This is a genomic window from Methylocystis sp. MJC1 (assembly GCF_026427715.1).
Classification (GTDB): domain Bacteria; phylum Pseudomonadota; class Alphaproteobacteria; order Rhizobiales; family Beijerinckiaceae; genus Methylocystis.
The window spans coordinates 3,709,926-3,729,457 of sequence record NZ_CP107558.1; the positions used below are offsets into that span (position 1 = coordinate 3,709,926).

Consider the following 19,532-nt stretch of genomic DNA (forward strand, 5'->3'; position numbering starts at 1 on the left):
GCACGCCGAATAAATAATCATGTGTTGTATCTCGGTCACAATGAAAAACATGTTTGTCTACAAGATTTTTGCGCCGTTGAGCTTCCGCCATCGCAATATATAATGACAGCACAACGCTCAACGCGTCTGGGGCGTCGAATGCGCCTCAGACACACCGCTCATTCGAATGTTGGGCGCGAACACGCTCAGGAATTTATGAAAATGCGTAACAGGTCCAAGGCTCGATATAACCGGATTGCCGATCGTACCCTCCGCATCGCGCTCGCTGTCGGCGGTTTGAGCGCCGCTTCCACAGCGGCGCAAGCGGTTGACAAGCCCGCTCCTCGCCGCGTCGTGAAGCCGATCACGCACGCCGCCCAGTCGCCGATTTCGCCTCCCGTCGCGCCCGTGGAGGCGCCGCCGTCGTCTGCGCCGGTCCCGCTCGCGGTTTTCGGCGACAACATGCCCGAACCCGGCAGAGCGACGCTCTCGATCATTCCGCGATTCGTGACCAACGCCAATTCGCTCATCGGCACGAAGAATGTTTCGTCGCAATATATCGTCTCGACCACTCCTTGGTACTGGGCCCCATTTGCATCCAATCTGCGGGTCGTTCCGCAGTACCAATTCATCCAGTCGGAGACGATGACGCTCGCCTATGGGCTGTCCAAGGACTTTTCGATCGTCCTGGCGGCGGGGTTGGTGCAGAAGCACTCCCACCTGATGACCTTCTATGGATCGTCGAACCTCATTCCGCGCGGCATGAGCTTCCCCGGCACGGACAGTCTCGAGGACACGTCGGCTACGATCATATGGCGCGCCTATCAGGACCCGATTCACCGGCTCAAATTCAACCTGGGAATGTCCTTCCCGACCGGCAGCACCTACAATCAAGGCGGCGCCCTGCTGCAACCGGCAGGAGCTTACGGTATCGGACGCGCCTTCTACGGCATGCAATCTGGAACCGGCACGTTCGACCTGCTGCCCGGCGTCCTCTACGCCGGCACGATTGCGCCTTGGTCCTGGGGCCTTTCCTATCGCGCCCGTCTGCCGCTCGGGGTCAATAATGAAGGCTATATGTGGGGCAACTATCAGGAGCTGAACGCCTGGGGCGGATACACCTGGTTTCCCGGCTTCACGACCACGGCTCGCGTCAATTTCAACATCCAGAGCCCGATCGTCGGCAACGATTGGTGGATGGTCGGCAAGCTCCAGAGCGCCAATCCGAACTTCTACGGCGGCAAGAGAATCGAGATCTACGGCGGCGCGGAGATCGACGGAAAGCTGTTCGGCGCGCCAGGCTTTTCGGTTGGCCTGGAAGGCGGCGTTCCGGTCTATCAGAATCTCAACGGACCGCAGCTGGCGAGAGCTTGGCAGGCGGGCATGGCGCTGCGGTGGAAACTCGGCGAAACGGGCCCGAGCGTTGTGGCGGCCGCGCCTGGCATATTCAAGGGGCCGGCGGTCGCTGCGGTTGCTTCGCCGGTCGCTCCTTGGGGCGGCGTCTATTTCGGCGTCAACGGCGGCTACACTTGGGCCGGCGACACCGATACGAACTTCACCTATACCGGCTCCGGAGGATTCGCTTCGCTTTGGGCCAGGGGCGCGTTGCCGTCCAGCATCAGCCTGAACAGCCAGGGCTTCATCGGCGGCGCCCAGGTCGGCTATAACTATCAGCCCCACGAGAAGGCGGTTGCCGGCGTGGAGGCGGATCTTCAGGGCCTGACCGTCGGCAATAGCACCGTGAACTCGTGGCAGGGACCGCCGACCGCTCTCACTTTTGTCCAGGCGCAACGCAATCAGCATAATCTCGGCACTGTCCGCGGCCGCTTGGGCTATCTCGTTACGCCAACCGCGCTGCTCTACGGAACGGGCGGCCTCGCTTTCGGCGAAGCCATTCTCAACCCGACCTTTTTCACCCCGGGCATCGCGCCCGCGCTCAACTTCGGCGTCGGCAACAACGGCTTGTTCGGTTATATCGATATGCGGCTTGGATGGGCGGCTGGCGCCGGCGTCGAGTGGATGTTCGCTCCGAAATGGAGCGTCAAGGCCGAATATCTTCGTTATGATCTGGGCACGGCCAACACTGCGAATATCGGCCCGTTGTTCTATGGCAGCAAGGCAGGCATCTCCAGCGCGGGCTACGCTGCGCCTTTCAATGGAAATATCGTTCGCGCCGGCCTCAACTACCATCTCAACTGGGGCGCCGCCGAACCTCTCGTCGCAAAATACTGAGCAAGGGCGCTGCTCTAAGACAGCGCGCCTCGCCAATGTTTAAATTGTCAAAACAAGACGGAGCCGCCTTTGGGCGGCTTTGTCGATTCTGCGGGGACGCTCGCGGCGCTGAAAACTAAAACGCCCCGGAACGTCCGCACCGATCCTCCCGCTACGAGCGGCTTTCAAATTTTATGGAAGGGACATCAAGCGGAAACACAGGCAAAAATTGTCGAAGTACCGAAACTCTAAACTGGAAATTGAAACGGAGCTTGGCCTTTCTCGTTAGCAGGCAATCTTTGCAGGCGCGTGACAAAGTGGAATAGTCCGCGCTTGCTGCGGCCGGAGGGCTCGATCTCGAACTGCTTCTTATTCTTGGCGTTATCGCGCCGAGCGAGGCAGGAGCGTTTCGCACCTTTTCCTTGGCATTTTCTCGAGGTTCAGAATGATCATGCGGTCTGCAAAACGCGCTCATGGGTTTGCCGCCTTTTTGGGAGCGTCGGTCACTCTGGCGGCTGTTCCGGCTGGCGCCGACAGCATGAGCGAGGAGATTCGCCTGCTGAAGGCGCGGCTGAAACTGCTCGAGGCCAAGGTCAGCCAGCAGGCGCGCGCGGCCAAAGCCGATAAGCAGGCGCGCGCCGCCCCGCCCGCGAGCGCTCAGACCGCGGCGGCGGCCGGGCTTCCGGGCCCCGATCACTTTTACTTCAAGGGTCTCGAGATAACGCCCGGCGGGTTCTTCGCAGCGGAAAGCGTCTATCGCAGCCATTGGATGGGCGCCGACAATAACACCCCGTTTCAGAACATTCCCTTCGGCTTTATGCCTGGCGCGCATGAAACGGAGTGGCGCGCCACTGCGCGTCCGTCGCGCCCGAATCTCATGATCCGGGCGGATATCGATAAGCAGACACATATCATGGCTTTCGGCGAGGTCGACTTCCTCGGCGCCGCACAGACGGCCAACTCCAATCAGAGCAACTCCTATAACCTTCGCCTGCGTCAGGCTTACGGCAACGTCGACTTCGACGAATACGGGCTGCATGTCGCGGCTGGCCAGATGTGGTCGCTCGTGACGATGAACTCCGTAGGCATCCGACCCGACACCTCTCTGCAACCCCTGACGATCGACCACCAATACCTGCCCGGCTATGTCTGGGCGCGAACGCCCGGCTTCCGCATCACCAAGGATTTCAACAAGCAGTTCTGGGCCGCGTTCTCGATTGAAAGCACCTCCGCGACTTTCGCTTTACCGGGGAGCACGCCTTTCGGCACGACGTCTCTGCCGCTCATCGGCGCGCCCTTGCTCTTGTCGGCGCCGGCGGCGGGCGGCCTTTTCAACGGGCTCAATACCTATCCCTTCACCCGCATGCCCGACATGATCGGCAAGGTTGCCTGGGACGGCGAGCTCGCCGAGCGCAAGATCCATGTCGAGGGCTTCGGACTTTTGCGCGACGTCACCGACCGAGCCTATGGGGGCAACCACAGCCAGTGGGGCGGCGGCGCGGGCGGCGGCGTCGTTGTCCAGCTGATGCCGAAACTGCTCGACTTCCAGTTTTCCGGCATGATCGGTAACGGCATCGGCAATTACGGCGCGGGCCAGCTCCCGGTGGCCACCTTTCAGCTCTCGGGCGCGCCGCAGCTCGTCTCCGAGCGTCTTGCGATGGCGGGTCTGATTCTGCACCCCACTGCTCAGACGGAGGTCTACGCCTTCGCGGGCGGCGAATTCGCCGGCAAGAGGCCGCAATGGGCCACGGTCGGGCGGACGCTTATGGTCGGCGGCTACGGCAATCCGCTCTACGACAACTCCGGTTGCGGGCTCGAAAACGACGCCGCGACCGCCGCCGGCGTCGCTTTGGGCACGCCTCTCTTCCCCTGCGCGGGCCAGACCAAGTCGCTGCGCCAGATCACCGGCGGCATCTGGCACACGCTTTATCAGGGCCCCTTCGGAAGAATCAGAGCCGGCGCGCAATATTCCTATACGGTGAGGGATGGTTTTGCCGGCTTCGGCGCGACGCCGCGAGGGACCGAGAACATGGTTTATACGAGCCTGCGCTACTATCCCTTCGACGGTCCGGTTGCAATAACTCCCGCGCTGACGAAATAGTAGCGTAAAGAAGCAGCTCGCCGGGCGGTAGAAATCCGCTTGGTCGGTTCATTGTCATTCCCGACGCTCGCGGAGCGAGCGATCGGGAATCCAGAGCAAGACCAGCGCTCTTGTGGCTCTGGATTCCCGGCCGGGCTTTCAGCCCGCCGTGAATGACAACCCCAATGCGGGCTGCTCGAGCGGAAATGACATGAGAGGATCGTAGCAAGCAGCGTATGGCTTCCTCAGTAGTGGATGCGCGCCCGCCTGCGGTCATTTTCAATGCGTGACGAGGAAAACAACGTGGACGGTCTCGAAACCGCCTTCGATGATGGCGCAAAGGACGCCATGCGGCCGAACATACTTTTGATCGAGGACGATCCCGAGCTGTCTTCCGCCATCATCAAGGAGCTGCGCAGGCGCGAATATGGCGTCGCTTACGCCAGGACGGGATCGGCAGGAATCGAAAAAGCAATGGAAGCGCATTTCGACGTGTTGATACTCGATCGAATGCTTCCGGAGGTCGACGGTCTTACAATTATCAGATCATTACGATCGGCCAAGATCTCGACGCCCGTCCTTATCATCAGCGCCCTCGACGACGTGAACGAGCGAGTCCTCGGGCTCGAGGCAGGAGCAGATGATTATCTGATAAAACCTTTCAGCTTCGCCGAAATGGGCGCGCGGACAGAGGCGCTGCTGAGGCGACCGGCGCTCACGTCTCAGACAATATTGCAGGCAGGCCCCCTCGCGCTGGACCTTCTCGAACGCATCGCCATCTTCAACGGCAATAGAATCGAGCTGTCGAAGCGCGAGTTTCAAATACTACAATATTTTATGGAAAGGCCTGGCCAAGTTATTACGAAGAATATGCTGTTGCAGCAGGTCTGGAAATATAAGTTCATACCTCAGACCAATGTCGTCGATGTGCACATAAGCAAGCTTCGGCAGAAGCTGGAGGCGCATCATGGCGCTGCGCTGATCAGAAACATACGAGGACAAGGGTACGTTCTTGATCAAGATGCTTAAGGTTTCGTGGCCGAGCTTCCGGCGCACGCTCATTTACGCGACGGTATTTATTGTCTCGAGCTCAGTTTTATTTTTATTCGTATATTGGAAGGCGGCGGCCGATGAAATTGAAAGAATCGAGGCTCTTCTGGAATTGCAGGGCTCCGCGCTCTCTGTCTATCAATCCGACCAAGCGCGGCTTCAGCCTGGCGACCGCGCATTTAACGAGACATTCAGGCTGAGCGCTTCGGGGCTGTTCGAAAGCAACGGCGCCTATTTGAGGGGAGACCTACGCGACATCCCTCCCGATCTGCCGATCGACGGAAGATCGCATCTTATCGAAAGCATCGGGCAAGAGGGAGGCGGCGCCGGGCGGATCCAGGTCATCATGGTTGCGAACCGCCTGACCAACGGGCGGATGCTTGTTATTGCGCGCAACGCCACGCAAGTGGTCAACCTCGAAGAAACGGTGAAGAAAGCGCTTGTGCTCGGCGTGCTGCCGCTGTCGCTGCTTTCGATCGTCACCGGCGCGATATTCAGCCAGTATATGAACCGGCGACTCAAAACGGCGCAGCAATGCCTGAATGACATCAAGGGCGGGCGTCTGCATCGGCGTCTTCCCGTGAGCGCGGCGAAGGATGAGTTGGACCAGCTTGCAAAGGCTGTGAACGACATGCTGTCTGAGCTCGAATATGCGGTCTACGAGCTTAAAAACGTCGGCAACAACATCGCCCATGATCTGAGAACCCCCCTTTCCCGCGTTCGTGCGCATCTCGAGCACGCGCAGCGATGCGAAGAGATTCCCCCAGATGCACAGGAGCTGATCGAACGCGCGATTACGGGTCTGGATCAGACCCTTGCGATAACCACTGCGATGCTCCGGCTGGTTCAATTGGAGGCCGGCCGAAACAGCAATCAGTTTTGCGAGATTGATTTGCAGGAAATCTTGCAGGAAGTTGCTGAATTATATGAGCCGCTCGCCGAAAATAAAAATATACGAATTACCCTGAGCGCAAGCCGCACGGCTTCTGTCATAGGTGATAGGGATCTCCTGATCGAGGCAATCGCAAACGTCATCGATAACTCTGTGAAATTCACGCCAAATGGCGGGGAGATTCAGCTAAATCTCGTCGCCTCTGCCCAGGGGCCCGTCATACAGATTCATGACTCGGGGCCGGGAATACCGCGAGAACATCGCAATGACGTTTTCAAACGGTTTTATCGGTGTAGTCAAAGCCGAGATGTCCCTGGCACGGGGCTGGGGCTTACATTGGTTGCCGCGATCCTGAAGCTCCACCGATTCCACGTGGAAATCTGCGATGGCGCTCCGGGGTGCGCTCTTGAAATTCGTTGCTTTTCCTGAACTGGTCTGGCGCATGGCCGGCGTTATGACAAAGGACCAAAATGATTTCCGTTTCAACCTTTGTGAAACAGCCTCTGCCGCCATCAGTATAGTCTGATTATAGACAAGGCAGAGAGTTTATAGGGCGACTGCAAAGGACGCCTAACCACATATTTCTGTTGGAAATGACGTAGGCGCGCACGTAAAGCGGGCTAGGCGGCTATTGGGCTGGTTCAATTCTGGCTAAATCAAAGCGAAAGGTCTGTCGTTTCGAGCCGACCAAAAGCTTAGGTCGCGCTGTCTAAAAGAAATTTTAATGTCGCGAGCAGCCTCGCTAAGCTACTCAGGCGTCGGCGAAAGCGGCTGAAGTCGGAAAACGCGTAAACTCCAGCCTACGGCTTCGACCGGAAAACTCAGGAGCGCAGCTAGAGAATGCTTGCCATCGTCAGGATCGCGCTGCGGCGGCCCTACACGTTCATCGTCATGGCAATGCTGATTCTGATCTTCGGGGTGAAGGCCTGGATCGCAACGCCGACGGATATTTTTCCCAATATCGGCATACCTGTCGTCAGCGTGGTCTGGACCTACAATGGCCTCCCGCCGGACGACATGTCGGGGCGCGTCATTTATTATTACGAGCGCGCGCTGAGCGCGACGGTCAATGATATTCAGCATATCGAGTCGCAATCCCTGCCGGGATATGGCGTCGTAAAAGTCTACTTTCAGCCGAATGTGAAAGTCGAAAGCGCCCTGGCGCAGATCACTGCGGCGTCTCAGACCGTCCTGAAATTTCTGCCGGCCGGAATCACGCCGCCCTATGTGCTGACCTTCAACGCCTCCAGCGTGCCCGTGATTCAGCTCGCCTTGTCGAGCCGAACGCTGTCCGAGACGCAGCTTTTCGACTACGGGCAAAACTTCATTCGACCACAGCTCGCAACCGTCGCCGGCGCCGCCGTGCCGTCGCCTTATGGCGGCAAAGTGCGTCAGGTGCAGGTCGACATCGACCCGCGAAAATTGCGGTCCTACGGGCTTTCCGCGCAGGATGTCGTCGACACGATCGCGCGCCAGAACCTCATTACGCCGGTCGGCACGCAGAAGATCGGCGTCTATGAATATGTCGTCGCTCTGAACGACGCGCCCAAGCAAATTGCCGAGCTCAATAATTTGCCGATCAAGGAGGCGGATGCGACGGTCATTTATATTCGGGATGTCGCCTTCGTTCACGATGGCAGTCCACCGCAAACCAATATGGTGCGCGTCGATGGCGGCGCGGCGGTGCTGATGACCATCCAGAAATCCGGCGCCGCCTCGACGCTAGACGTCATTAACGGCGTCAAATCGCTTCTGCCGAAGATACGCGAGTCGCTGCCGCCGGAAATCCAGCTGGCGGCGGTCGGCGATCAATCTCTCTTCGTCAACTCCGCGGTGAGCAGCGTTATCACCGAGGGCGTGACGGCTGCGGCCCTCACCGGCTTGATGATTTTGCTGTTCCTCGGCAGCTGGCGCTCGACGCTCATCATCGTCATTTCAATTCCGCTCGCGATTCTCGCCTCCATCGCCGCGCTGTCGGCGCTCGGCGAAACGATCAATGTGATGACTCTCGGTGGCTTGGCGCTCGCCGTGGGCATTCTTGTCGACGACGCGACCGTTACCATCGAGAACATCAATTGGCATCTCGAGCAGGGCAAGGAGATCGAGGACGCCATCATGGACGGCGCCCGCCAGATCGTCATTCCGGCGACGGTCTCGCTGCTCAGCATTTGCATCGTCTTCCTGCCGATGTTCGGCCTGGGCGGCGTCGCGGGCTATCTCTTCAGGCCGATGGCCGAAGCCGTGCTTTTCGCCCTGGTCGCTTCCTATGTCCTTTCACGCACGCTCGTCTCGACCCTGGCTCACTACTTGCTCGCTGCCCCGGCGCACCATGGCGAGGGCGCGCCGCCCAGCCGAAACCCTCTGGTGAGATTCCAGCGTGGCTTCGAGCATCGTTTCGAGGCTGTGAGATTCCGCTACAAGCAGTTGCTGTCGGTAGCGATGCTAAACCCCAAACGCTTCGTCGTGACGTTCCTCACCGTCGTTGTCGCGTCTTTCGCTCTCACGCCTTTCCTGGGGCAGAATTTCTTCCCCACCGTCGAAGCCGCGCAGATGAAGCTTCATATTCGCGCGCCGACCGGCACGCGTATCGAGGACACGGCGATATTGTGCGACAGGATCGAACGCGCCATCCACCGGATCATTCCCCCAGAAGCGCTCGAATCCATCGTTGACAACATCGGCCTGTCGATCAGCGGCATCAATCTCGCCTATGGAAATTCTGGAACGATCGGCGTTAGCGACGCGGACCTGCTCGTCACGCTGAAGGAGGGGCAGGAGCGCAATACGGATCAGTATATTGAGGCCATGCGTGAACGGCTGCCCAAGCTGTTTCCGTCGACCTCTTTCGCGTTCCTACCCGCCGATATCGTCACTCAAATTCTCAATTTCGGCTTGCCGTCGCCGATCGACGTTCAGATCAGCGGCAACAAGCTCGCGGCCAACCGGGCCTATATCGAGAACGTCTACAAGAAGATCGTTCGGGTTCCGGGCGTTGCCGATCCGCGAATCCAGCAGGCCTTCAACGCGCCCACGCTGAATGTGGATGTCGATCGTTCGATCGCTTTGGACGTTGGTCTCACCGAGCGCGACGTCACGACCGCGATGCAAGTGAACCTCGCGGGCAGCCTTCAAACGGCGCCGACCTTCTGGCTCAATCCACAGAACGGCGTTTCTTACCCGATCGTCGCGCAAACCCCGCAAAGGTGGCTCGATAGCTTGAGCGCACTGCAGACCATGCCCGTGTCATCGGCAAAGGGGCCGCAGCTTCTGGCGGGCATTGCCGATATCAAACGCAGCCAGAGCAACGCCGTTGTGTCGCACTACAACATCCAGGGGGCGATCGACATCTACGCGGGCATTCACGAAAGAGACCTTGGCGCCATTTCCGGCGACATACAGAAGATCCTCGACGATACAGTCAAGCAGGTTCCCCCCGGTTCGACCGTGGTCATGCGCGGTCAGGTTTCCACCATGACCGCCGCTTACGCGCAGCTCTTTGCCGGCCTCGCTCTGGCGATCGTACTCATTTATCTGCTGATCGTCGTGAACTTCCAGTCGTGGCTCGACGCCTTCGTCATCGTCTGCGCCTTGCCGACGGCGCTGGCCGGCATCGTGTGGATGCTCTTCCTGAGCTATACGACCCTGTCTGTTCCGGCTTTGACCGGCGCGATCATGTGCATGGGCGTCGCCACCGCGAACAGCATTCTGGTCGTCAGCTTTGCGCGCGCCAGACTGGCCGAGGGCTGCGACGCGCTGACCTCCGCCGTCGACGCGGGCTTCACGCGCTTCCGCCCCGTCTTGATGACGTCTCTCGCCATGATCATCGGCATGGCGCCCATGGCGCTCAGCGCCGAGCAGAATGCGCCGCTCGGCCGCGCGGTGATCGGCGGCCTGATGTGCTCGACGATCGCGACGCTGTTCTTCGTTCCTGTCGTCTTCAAGCTCGTTCACGCGCGGCTGGCTTCCTCCAATGAGCAGTGACCCAATGTCTCAATCTAATGAGCGGACGGATGTGTCCTCGCCTGAGGTTCGGCCGGTCGGAGGAAAAACGCGGATTTGGCTGCGAGTCGCGGCGCTGGCGGCGATCGGCCTTGCGGCGGCGGGGATTGTCAGCCGCCGGGTCGCAGATCACAAGCTCGCGCAATGGACCGACGCCCAAGCCATACCATCGGTTGAGCTTGCAGACATTAAGATTGGGAGCAGCGGCCAGGGGCTTGTGCTGCCTGGTGAGTTGAAGGCCTTTTCCGAGGCGCAAATTCGCGCGCGCGTGAATGGCTATCTGAGAGACTGGAAATACGACATCGGCGCGCGTGTGAAAGCCGGCGAAATTCTGGCGACGATCGACGCTCCCGAGCTGGACCAGCAATATGAACAGGCCAGAGGCGAACTCGCCAAGGCGGAGGCGCATGCTCAGCTCGCAAAGCTGACATCGCGGAGATGGGCGGCTCTGCGCGCGTCTACGGCCGTCTCGCAGCAGAGCGTCGATGAAAAGGGCGGAGACGTGAACGCCAAGGAAGCCGATGTCTCCGCGGCGCGCGCGAATCTGGACCGGTTGAAGGCGATGAAAGGATTCACCGAGGTTGCCGCGCCGTTTTCGGGAGTCGTCACCGCGCGCAGAGTCGATGTCGGCGTTCTCGTCGGTCCCTCCAATCCAATCGAGCTTTTCGACGTCGCAGACATTCATCAGATGCGCGTTTATGTGCGCGTGCCGCAGCCTCTTTCGACACGCATCAAACAGGGGATGAAGGCGACGCTGACTCTGTCGCAACATCCGGGACGGACGTTCGAGGCGAAGGTCATCGCCAATTCAGAGGCCATCGCCGAAAACTCCCGCACCTTGCTGGTGCAATTGCTGGCGGACAACAAAGACGGCGCGCTCTTGCCGGGATCATTCGCAGAGATCCGCTTCGAGCTTGCGAAAGACCCCAACATCATCAGAGTCCCCGCAACGGCTCTATTGTTCAAGGATAACCAGTTCCAAGTCGCCATAGTGGGCCCGGAATCAAAAGTTGCCTTCAAGAAAATATCCATCGATCGCGATCTGGGAACAGAGATCGAACTGCGCGAGGGCGTCAAAACGACCGATCGCGTCATCAATTATCCATCCGAGTCGCTTCATGATGGAGACGTGGTCGTCGTCTCCCAGGAAAAAAGCAAGGAGACAAGCGGCGAACATGGCGGGCAAGGGGACGCGGAAAAATGAAGGCGCGCGCGCTCCTTGTTTGGTTGTCCCCTTTGACGCTCTGCGCGTGCAATTTTGCGCCGGACTATGCGCCGCCGGCAATCGAGGTCCCGGTCAAATTCAAAGAAGCGAAATCCTGGGCTCAGGCGACGCCACGCGACGACGCGCCCAGGGGCCCCTGGTGGCGCGGGCTCAACGACAAGGCGCTGAACGAGCTGGAGCCGCAGGTCGACGTCGGCAACCAGAACCTCGCTGCGCATCTCGCGATCCTGGATCAGGCGCGCGCCTATACCGCCCAGGCGCAAGCCGGTCTTTTTCCGACCGTCAATCTCAACAATAGCTATTCCGCCAATAAGCAATCGGCGCATCGGCCGCTGCGCACATCGAACCGAGTGCCGACGGCCCAAGGCTATGAAGAGGCGCTGATCGATGGGCGCCCGTTCAATCAGCCGGATCACTACGGCAACAACCTGCTGACGCTGCAGTCGAGCTATGAAGTGGACCTTTGGGGCCGGGTGAGAGACTCCATTGCCGCGAGAGAAGCGCAGATCCTGGCGAGCGCCGCAGACCTCGAATCAATTCGCTTGAGCCTGCAGGCGGAGCTTGCACGCACTTACATCGCCCTTCGCGGCCTCGACGCTGAAATCGCGCTTTTTGACCGCGTCGTGGAAAACTACCGCGTCGCGCTCAGCTTGGTGAAAACCCTCGTCCAAGGCAATATCGGTGCGCCCGCCGACGTGCCGCGGGCGGAAGCGCAGCTCGAGGTCGCGCGTGCGCGGCGCGACGATCTCATGGCGCGTCGCGCAATGTACGAGCACGCGATCGCCACGCTGATCGGCAAGCCAGCCTCTTCATTCTCCATACGCCCCGCCACGGCGCAGCTCGGCCAACCGACCGTGCCGCCGAGCGCGCCGCTGAGCTTGCTCGAACGCCGCCCGGATGTCGCCGCCGCGGAGCGTCGCGTCGCCGCAGCCAACCAGACGATCGGCGTCGCTCGGGCAGCTTTTTTCCCGCGCCTGACGATCAATCTCTCCGGAGGCACGCAGGATACCGGGCTCAGCCTGCTGAATTTCAAAAACAGCATCTGGTCGGTGGGGCCGGCGGTGACCTTGCCGATATTCGACGCTGGCCTGAGGCGCGCGGAGCTCGCAGGGGCGGAAGCCGCCTATATGCAAACTGTCGCGGAATATCGGGGCGCGGTGCTGCGAGCCTATCAGGAGGTCGAGGATAGTCTGGCCAATCTGCGCTGGCTTTCGAAGGAAGCTCAGAGCCTGAGCATCGCCGTCGCGTCGACGCAGAAGGTGCTCGATACGACGCTGACGCTATATCGCGAGGGGGCGACCAACTATCTCGACGTGATCACCGCGCAAACCGCGGCTCTCGACGCTCAGGACGCTCTCGTGACTTTGAAAACGCGGCGTGTGCAAGCGGCTGTGTCCCTCATGCTCGCGCTCGGCGGCGGCTGGTCGGCCAGCCTGTTGGAGCAGGTCGATCCGACGCCGCCGGCGCCGACAATGCCGCTCGAGCAGGCGGGCCTATTTGGAGATAAGTTATGAGCGCGCAGTTTGAGGCGGAGACAAAATGCGGCGATTGCGCATTCTGGACACGCATGGACAAGCAGGGCGGAAATTGTCGCCGCCACGCTCCCAGGCCGAACAATAATGTGGATGAAATTGCGCATTGGCCGCGCACCGGCTGGGAGGATGCCTGCGGAGAGTGGCTCGCCAAATCGCCCGACGCGCATCTTTTGGTTTTATGCCGCGAATGCGCCTACTGGAAACATACGGCTCAGGGACTTCAACCAACCGATCTGCAAGATCAGTTTTCGGACTGGTGGCGACACGCGGGCAAATGTCTGAGATTTGCGCCGCAGCCTTCCTCTTTCCCGGGGAACAGAGCGTTCTGGCGCGCCACTCATGGCGGCGATGCATGTTCCGAGGGCGCGATTAAATCGCGATAAAAAAATCAATTGCGCCTCGGCGCGCCCTTTGGCGACGGCGCAGTGGTGGAGCTCAAATTCAACACGATGGATGTCTTCGTGGTGATGCCGGTTGAGGAGATCGGCCGCGCTACATTGAATATCCGCTCGGCGTGATCTCTTCCGCCAGCGACGCCCGCCATTGCTAGCGAAGCCCAAGAGCGCCCGTCATTGCGAGCGGAGCGAAGCAATCCAGAGCCACGCCTTGGCTCTGGATTGCTTCGTCGCTTACGCTCCTCGCAATGACGGTAGAGCCGCCCAGCGCCACGCTGGATTGCTTCGCTTCGCTCGCAATGACGCCCTACCGTGTTGGAACCGCATAAACCGGGCACGGCGACTCGCGCAGCACGCGTTCGGTCGTCGTGCCCCGCAGCGCGTCGAGCAGGCCCCCGCGTCCCTGCGTCGGCATGGCGATGAGATCCGCGCCGATTTCCGCCGCATAGGCCAGAATCGTCTCGACCACCGGCCCGTGCCGCAATTCGATATGCGGCAGCAGGCCCTCGAAGATCGGCAGCCGCTCGCCGACATGCAGCAGCATGACGTCGGCCGCCGGGTTTATTGCATGGGCAAAGTCGGCGATGTGCCGGAAGGCGTCGAGCGGCGCCACATTGGGCTCGACCGGCATCAGCACCGTATTGAGCGACACCGCGCCGGTCTCGCGATCGACAAAGCCGGCCTGATCCTCGCGCAGCAAGAGCGCCGGTATATGCGTCTCGCGCACCGCCTCCTCCGCGACCGACTCGTCGAGCCAGCGCTCGAGCCCCGTGCGGTTGTGCGTCATCAGCACCATCAGGTCACAGAGATGGCGCGTCACATAGGCGGCGACGCCATGCACGGGCGAGCCCGCCTCGACCGCAGCCTTCACGAACTGCACGCCCAGCTTTTCAGCGACCTCGGCGCGCGAGGCGGCAGGGTCGATCATCCGCCAGCGGGCCAGCGTCTCCCGCACATGCGGGAAGCGCTCCCAGCCGTCCGGCTCCTCCTCTTCGAGATTCTCGATATGCAGGAGATGCAGCACGCCCTGCGTGGCCACAGCGATGCGCAGCGCATGGGCGAAGGCGTCCTGGCTCGATAAGGAGAGGTCCGTCGGATGAACGATGGATTTGGGCGGGTCTCCGATCATTGCGTCTCTCCCCGGCTCTCTTTTGTCCAAAGAGAAAACTATATCGCCGCGAGAGCCGCGCCTAGGTCGGCGTTGTCGCACCGAAAGCAACTCTCCGCCATTGCGAGCGGAGCGAAGCAATCCAGGGACCGCAATGGCTGCCCTGGGTTGCTTCGTCGCTACGCTCCTCGCAATGACGCCGTAAAGGGCCGTGACTACGCTCCCGGCGGCCCCTCTATTGCTCTCTCTGCGCCGCCAGCGCCTTCGCGACCTCCGTCGCCAGCTCGCTCTCGGGCACGGAGATCTGCGCCGGGCGCGCCGCCTTCCATTCCTCATTGGTGGAAATGGCCGCGGCCGCCCTGGCGCCGGCGATGAGGTCCTTGATCTGGACCTCGCCCTTGGCCTTTTCGTCCGATCCCTGGATCACAACGAGCGGGCTGTTACGGCGATCGGCGTATTTCATCTGCGCCTTCATGCCGGCCGCGCCGAGATAAAGCTCGGCGGCGATCCCCGCCGCCCGTAATTGCGCGGCCATGCGCTGGTAATCGGCGATGCGGTCGCGGTCGAGCACCAGCACCACCACGGGCCCGACATGCGGCCGCGCCGTCACGATGGGGCTGCCAACGAGCTTCAAGGCCGCGAAGAGTCGCGAGACGCCGATGGAGAAGCCGGTCGCCGGCGTATTCTCCGGGCGGAAACGGCCGACGAGGCCATCGTATCGCCCGCCGCCGCCAACCGAGCCGAAGCGCACGGGATTGCCCTTCTCGTCGCGCGTCTCGAAAGTGAGGTCGGCCTCGAAGACCGGCCCGGTGTAATATTCGAGCCCGCGCACGACGGACGGGTCGATGCGGATGCGGTCCGGCCCGAATCCGGCGTCGCGCGCGAGATCCTCGATCTCGAGCAGCTCCTCCGCCCCCTGCGCGCCGATCTCGCTCTTGCCCAACAGGCCGAAGAGATCGAACTGCGGCTTGCCGTCCTTATATTGGCCGCCGAGGCTGAAGGAGAGGATGGTGTCGATCGCCGGCAGCGGCAGGCCCGCGCCTTTGGTGAAATCGCCGCTTTCGTCCTTGCGGCCGTCGCCCAGCAGCTGGCGGACGCCATCCGGCCCGAGCCGGTCGAGCTTGTCGATGGCGCGCAGCACGACGAGGCGCCGGGCGGCGTTCTCCGCGCCGCCGACGCCGATCGCCTCCATCACGCCGTCGAGCACCTTGCGGCTGTTGATCTTGATCACATAGTCGCCGCGCGCAATGCCGAGTTTTTCCAGCGCGTCGGCCGCCATCATGCAGATTTCCGCGTCGGCGGCAGGCGACGCCGAGCCCACCGTATCGGCGTCGAACTGCATGAACTGGCGGAAACGCCCCGGCCCCGGCTTCTCGTTGCGATAGACATGGCCGCAGCGATAGGAGCGATAGGGCTTGGGCAGACGGTCGTAATTCTGCGCGACGAAACGGGCGAGCGGCGCCGTCAGGTCGTAGCGCAGCGACAGCCATTGCTCGTCGTCGTCCTGCAGCGAGAAGACGCCTTCATTCGGCCGGTCCTGGTCCGGCAGGAATTTGCCCAGCGCGTCGGTATATTCGAAAGCCGGGGTCTCCAGCGCCTCGAAGCCGTAAAGCTCATAGACCGAGCGGATGACGTCGAGCATGCGGCCCGTGGCGGCAAGCTCTCCCGCCTCGCGATCCGCAAATCCGCGCGGGCTTCGGGCTTCGACCTTGGATTTTTTTTCGTCGCTGGACATTCAATTCGGTTCCGCTGCGCGCTCCCTCCCAGGGAGGGGGCTGAATCTCGTCGCCTTCCTAGCATTTTCCCATTCGGAGGGAAGCTGTGCGTTGGCGGGAAAAAGCCGCAGATGCGAGACGCAGCGCGGGCAATCGGAGCTGCCGAAGCCGGGCAAAGGAAAAGGAAAGGCGCCGAGCGCCGCATTGAGCGCGCATTCGCTCCCGCCCTCGACGATAAAGGCGCCCAGAACGTCGCCCGCCATGGTGAGCTGGTCGACGTGCCAGTGCGCGCGCTTGTCGCGGCGCATATGGCGCGCCAGCCGGGCGCGCAGCCCGCGGGGGCCATTTGCCGAGCCGCAATAGAGATAATCGCCGGGCTCCAATGCGCCGACGCGTGTGCCGGCCTTCACAGTCAGCGGCGCAGGAAGCTGCAACCACAAGGCATAGGCGCCGGGGCTTGGGGGCGCTCGATCTGCGGCGACAATGAAGACCAATCCAGGCATTTCAGACAGTTGGAGTTTTTCTCCGGCCTCTTCCGCCGCGTCGTAAACAAAAAATTTGCCGCACCGCAAAAACTTTTGCCGCGGTGCGCCCTTAACCGCTAAGCTGCCGGCGCTTTCTTCGATTCTTATGCTTCGCGGGGTTGAATGGCCACGACGCTCAGCGAAAAAAACGTTCTTGTCTTGCAGGGCGGCGGCGCGCTCGGCTCCTATCAGGCCGGAGCCGTCGCGACCCTCATGGGGGCGGGCCATGCGCCCGATTGGGTCGCCGGCATCTCCATCGGCGCGATCAACGCCGCCATCATCTGCGGAAATCCCCCCGAAAAGCGCGTCGACCGATTGCGCGAACTCTGGAGCCGCATGACCAGCGGCCTGCAGGTTTCGCCGCTTTCCGACGACGTCGTGATTCGGCGGGCCTTCAACGAGTTCAGCGCGGCGACGACCGCGACCTTCGGCGTGCCCGGTTTTTTTTCGCCGCGCGCCTCCCTGCCTCTCCTCTGGCCCGCAAACGAGACGTCCGTCAGCATCTATGGCACCAAGCCGTTGCGCGAGACTTTGCTGGAGCTGGTCGATTTCGACCGACTCAATGCCGGCGAGACGCGGATCAGCGTCGGCGCCGTCAATGTGCGCACCGGAAACTTTCACTATTTCGATTCGCAGAATGAGCGCATCACGCCCGAGCACATCATGGCGAGCGGCGCGCTTCCGCCGGGCTTTCCGCCGGTGGAAATCGATGGCGAGCTCTACTGGGACGGCGGCCTCGTCTCCAACACGCCGCTCCAATATGTGCTCGAAATGTGTGGCGCTCGCGACCACATGTGCATTTTCCAAATCGATCTTTTCAGTGCGCGCGGTCCCGCGCCGACGACGCTGATCGACGTCAGCCAGCGTGAAAAGGATATCCGTTTTTCGAGCCGGACGCGGCTGAACACGGACGTATTCCGGGACATCCAGACCATCCGCCGTCACATCCGGCGTTTGAGCGAAAGGATCCCCGAAGCCCTGCGCGACGATCCCGACTGGCGCGCGCTGAGCGACTTCGGCTGCGGCGCTGCGATCACCATTGTGCAACTGATCCACCGCGCTGCCGCCTATGAGACGAACTCCAAGGATTACGAATTTTCCCGTTACACGATGATGGAAAACTGGTCGGCGGGCGTGCGCGACGTCGAAACCACGCTTGCCCACCCGGCGTGGCGCGATCGTGCGCCGCCCGATCATGGCGTCGCCATTCTTGATTTGACGAAGGAGCAAGATTCATGACTCCAGACGAGATCCGTCGCGCCGCCTTCGCCATGCCGTTGACGAGCCCGGCTTTCCCGAAAGGCCCCTATAGATTCGTCGACCGCGAATATCTGATCGTTTCCTACCGCACCGATCCCGACGCGCTTGCGAAAGTTGTTCCCGAACCGCTCTCTTTCGTCGACCCAATCGTGAATTTCGAATTCATCCGAATGCCCAATTCGACGGGGTTCGGCGATTATACGGAGGCGGGCCAGGTCATTCCTGTCGTTTTCGAGGGTCGGCGCGGGAACTACACGCACGCTATGTATCTCAACGACGGCCCGCCCATTTACGGCGGGCGGGAATTGTGGGGCTTTCCAAAGAAATTCGCGCAACCCTCGCTCGCCGTCGAACGCGATGCGTTCGTCGGCACGCTCGATTACGGCTCCGTGCGCATCGCAACGGGAGTCATGGGCTACAAACATGTCGCGCTCGATCCGGCGGCGGTTTTAAAATCCATGTCCGCGCCGAATTTTCTTCTCAAGATCATTCCGCATGTCGATGGCGCGCCCCGCATTCTAGAGCTGGTCGATTACCGGCTCGAGGACGTCACGGTGAAAGGCGCCTGGACTGGTCCCGCCTCGCTTCAACTCGCCCACCATGCGCTTGCGCCCGTCGCCGACCTCCCCGTGCGGGAAATCCTTTCGGCGACGCATATTCTCGCCGACCTCACTCTTGGTCTTGGAACGGTCGTCTTCGATTATCTCTCTCCCGAAAGGCCCCGCTGATGACTCTCAACGGAAAAGTCTGCCTGATCACCGGGGCCGCCAGCGGCATCGGGCATGCCATCGCCAAGCGTTTCGTCGAAGCGGAGGGACGCGTCGTCATCGCCGATCTCAATCTGGACGCCGCCAAGGCGGCCGCCTCCGAACTCGGCGGCGACAAAGTGGCGATCGGCGTCGGCATGGATGTGTCGAATGAGGAACAGGTCAATGCGGGGGTCGACGCCGCGGCGAAATGGTTCGGCGCGATCGACGCGCTCGTTTCCAACGCCGGCATTCAGATCGTTCATCCGATCGAGGAATTCCCGTTCGCGGACTGGAAGAAGGTGCTCGCCATTCATCTCGACGGCGCCTTTCTCACAACGAAGGCCTGCGTGAAATATATGTATCCGCAGCGCTCCGGCGCGCTGATCTACATGGGCTCGGTGCACAGCCACGAAGCTTCGCCTCTGAAATCGGCCTATGTCGCGGCGAAGCACGGCATATTGGGGCTGACGCGCGTGATGGCCAAGGAAGGCGCGAAACATAACGTCCGCGCCAACGCCATCTGTCCCGGCTTCGTCATGACGCCGCTCGTCGAGAAGCAGATCCCCGAACAGGCGCAGGAGCTCGGCATCAGCGAAAAACAGGTGGTGACGGATGTGCTGCTGAAGGAAACCGTCGACAGCCAATTCACCAAGGTCGAGGACGTAGCGGAGGTCGCGCTGATGCTCGCGGCGTTCAAGACCAACGCGCTGACGGGCGAGTCGATCATCGTCAGCCATGGTTGGCATATGAACTGAGGTTTGCCGTCCCAGCATCTTGGGATCGACAGAGCCGCGCGAACGGGCGACGATA

At 61.1% G+C, this 19,532-nt stretch carries 14 protein-coding genes; 11 read left to right on the forward strand and 3 right to left on the reverse strand.

Annotation, left to right across the window (positions count from 1 at the left end):
* Positions 1-201: 201 nt before the first annotated feature.
* The 8 genes from OGR47_RS17815 (at position 202) to OGR47_RS17850 (ending at position 13,489) form a co-directional block, all read left to right on the forward strand.
* Entirely contained in the window at positions 202-2,211 is a 2,010-nt protein-coding gene (locus OGR47_RS17815; RefSeq protein WP_165054109.1) for an outer membrane protein, read from the forward strand.
* Positions 2,212-2,728: 517 nt separating this feature from the next.
* Positions 2,729-4,291: a hypothetical protein gene (locus tag OGR47_RS17820; protein ID WP_165054286.1), complete on the forward strand. Its 1,563-nt coding sequence runs from the start codon at positions 2,729-2,731 to the stop codon at positions 4,289-4,291.
* A gap of 282 nt (positions 4,292-4,573) precedes the next feature.
* Positions 4,574-5,299, forward strand: a complete 726-nt coding sequence (locus tag OGR47_RS17825; RefSeq protein ID WP_246729760.1) for a response regulator transcription factor — start codon at positions 4,574-4,576, stop codon at positions 5,297-5,299.
* Positions 5,292-6,641, forward strand: coding sequence for a sensor histidine kinase (locus tag OGR47_RS17830; protein ID WP_246729767.1), 1,350 nt, complete (start codon positions 5,292-5,294; stop codon positions 6,639-6,641). Before OGR47_RS17825 ends, OGR47_RS17830 begins: the two co-directional genes overlap by 8 nt.
* Positions 6,642-7,052: 411 nt before the next feature.
* Positions 7,053-10,193: an efflux RND transporter permease subunit gene (locus OGR47_RS17835; RefSeq protein WP_165054102.1), complete on the forward strand. Its 3,141-nt coding sequence runs from the start codon at positions 7,053-7,055 to the stop codon at positions 10,191-10,193.
* A gap of 4 nt (positions 10,194-10,197) precedes the next feature.
* Entirely contained in the window at positions 10,198-11,415 is a 1,218-nt protein-coding gene (locus OGR47_RS17840; protein WP_165054100.1) for an efflux RND transporter periplasmic adaptor subunit, read from the forward strand.
* Positions 11,412-12,950 carry an efflux transporter outer membrane subunit gene (locus OGR47_RS17845; RefSeq protein ID WP_165054098.1) on the forward strand — a complete coding sequence of 513 codons (1,539 nt, stop codon included), beginning with the start codon at positions 11,412-11,414 and terminating at the stop codon, positions 12,948-12,950. Before OGR47_RS17840 ends, OGR47_RS17845 begins: the two co-directional genes overlap by 4 nt.
* 413 nt (positions 12,951-13,363) lie before the next feature.
* Positions 13,364-13,489, forward strand: a complete 126-nt coding sequence (locus OGR47_RS17850; protein ID WP_371824435.1) for a hypothetical protein — start codon at positions 13,364-13,366, stop codon at positions 13,487-13,489.
* A gap of 184 nt (positions 13,490-13,673) precedes the next feature.
* Here the strand turns inward: OGR47_RS17850 and OGR47_RS17855 are convergent, their stop codons facing one another.
* From OGR47_RS17855 to OGR47_RS17865, 3 genes are all read right to left on the reverse strand, one after another.
* Positions 13,674-14,495, reverse strand: a complete 822-nt coding sequence (locus OGR47_RS17855; RefSeq protein WP_165054096.1) for a universal stress protein — start codon at positions 14,493-14,495, stop codon at positions 13,674-13,676.
* Positions 14,496-14,709: 214 nt separating this feature from the next.
* The gene (gene hisS / locus OGR47_RS17860) at positions 14,710-16,209 is read right to left on the reverse strand and encodes a histidine--tRNA ligase (RefSeq protein ID WP_165054094.1); all 1,500 of its coding nucleotides are present in this window, start codon (positions 16,207-16,209) and stop codon (positions 14,710-14,712) included.
* Positions 16,210-16,683, reverse strand: a complete 474-nt coding sequence (locus tag OGR47_RS17865) for a GIY-YIG nuclease family protein (protein ID WP_253948126.1) — start codon at positions 16,681-16,683, stop codon at positions 16,210-16,212.
* A gap of 153 nt (positions 16,684-16,836) precedes the next feature.
* Between OGR47_RS17865 and OGR47_RS17870 the strand changes: the two genes are divergently transcribed.
* From OGR47_RS17870 to OGR47_RS17880, 3 genes are read left to right on the forward strand one after another with little or no spacing between them, the layout of a single operon-like run.
* Positions 16,837-17,952 carry a patatin-like phospholipase family protein gene (locus OGR47_RS17870; RefSeq protein ID WP_165054092.1) on the forward strand — a complete coding sequence of 372 codons (1,116 nt, stop codon included), beginning with the start codon at positions 16,837-16,839 and terminating at the stop codon, positions 17,950-17,952.
* Positions 17,949-18,701, forward strand: a complete 753-nt coding sequence (locus tag OGR47_RS17875; protein ID WP_165054091.1) for an acetoacetate decarboxylase — start codon at positions 17,949-17,951, stop codon at positions 18,699-18,701. Before OGR47_RS17870 ends, OGR47_RS17875 begins: the two co-directional genes overlap by 4 nt.
* Positions 18,701-19,477, forward strand: a complete 777-nt coding sequence (locus OGR47_RS17880; protein ID WP_165054090.1) for a 3-hydroxybutyrate dehydrogenase — start codon at positions 18,701-18,703, stop codon at positions 19,475-19,477. The genes OGR47_RS17875 and OGR47_RS17880 overlap by 1 nt, the downstream gene beginning before the upstream one ends.
* The last annotated feature ends 55 nt before the right edge of the window (positions 19,478-19,532 follow it).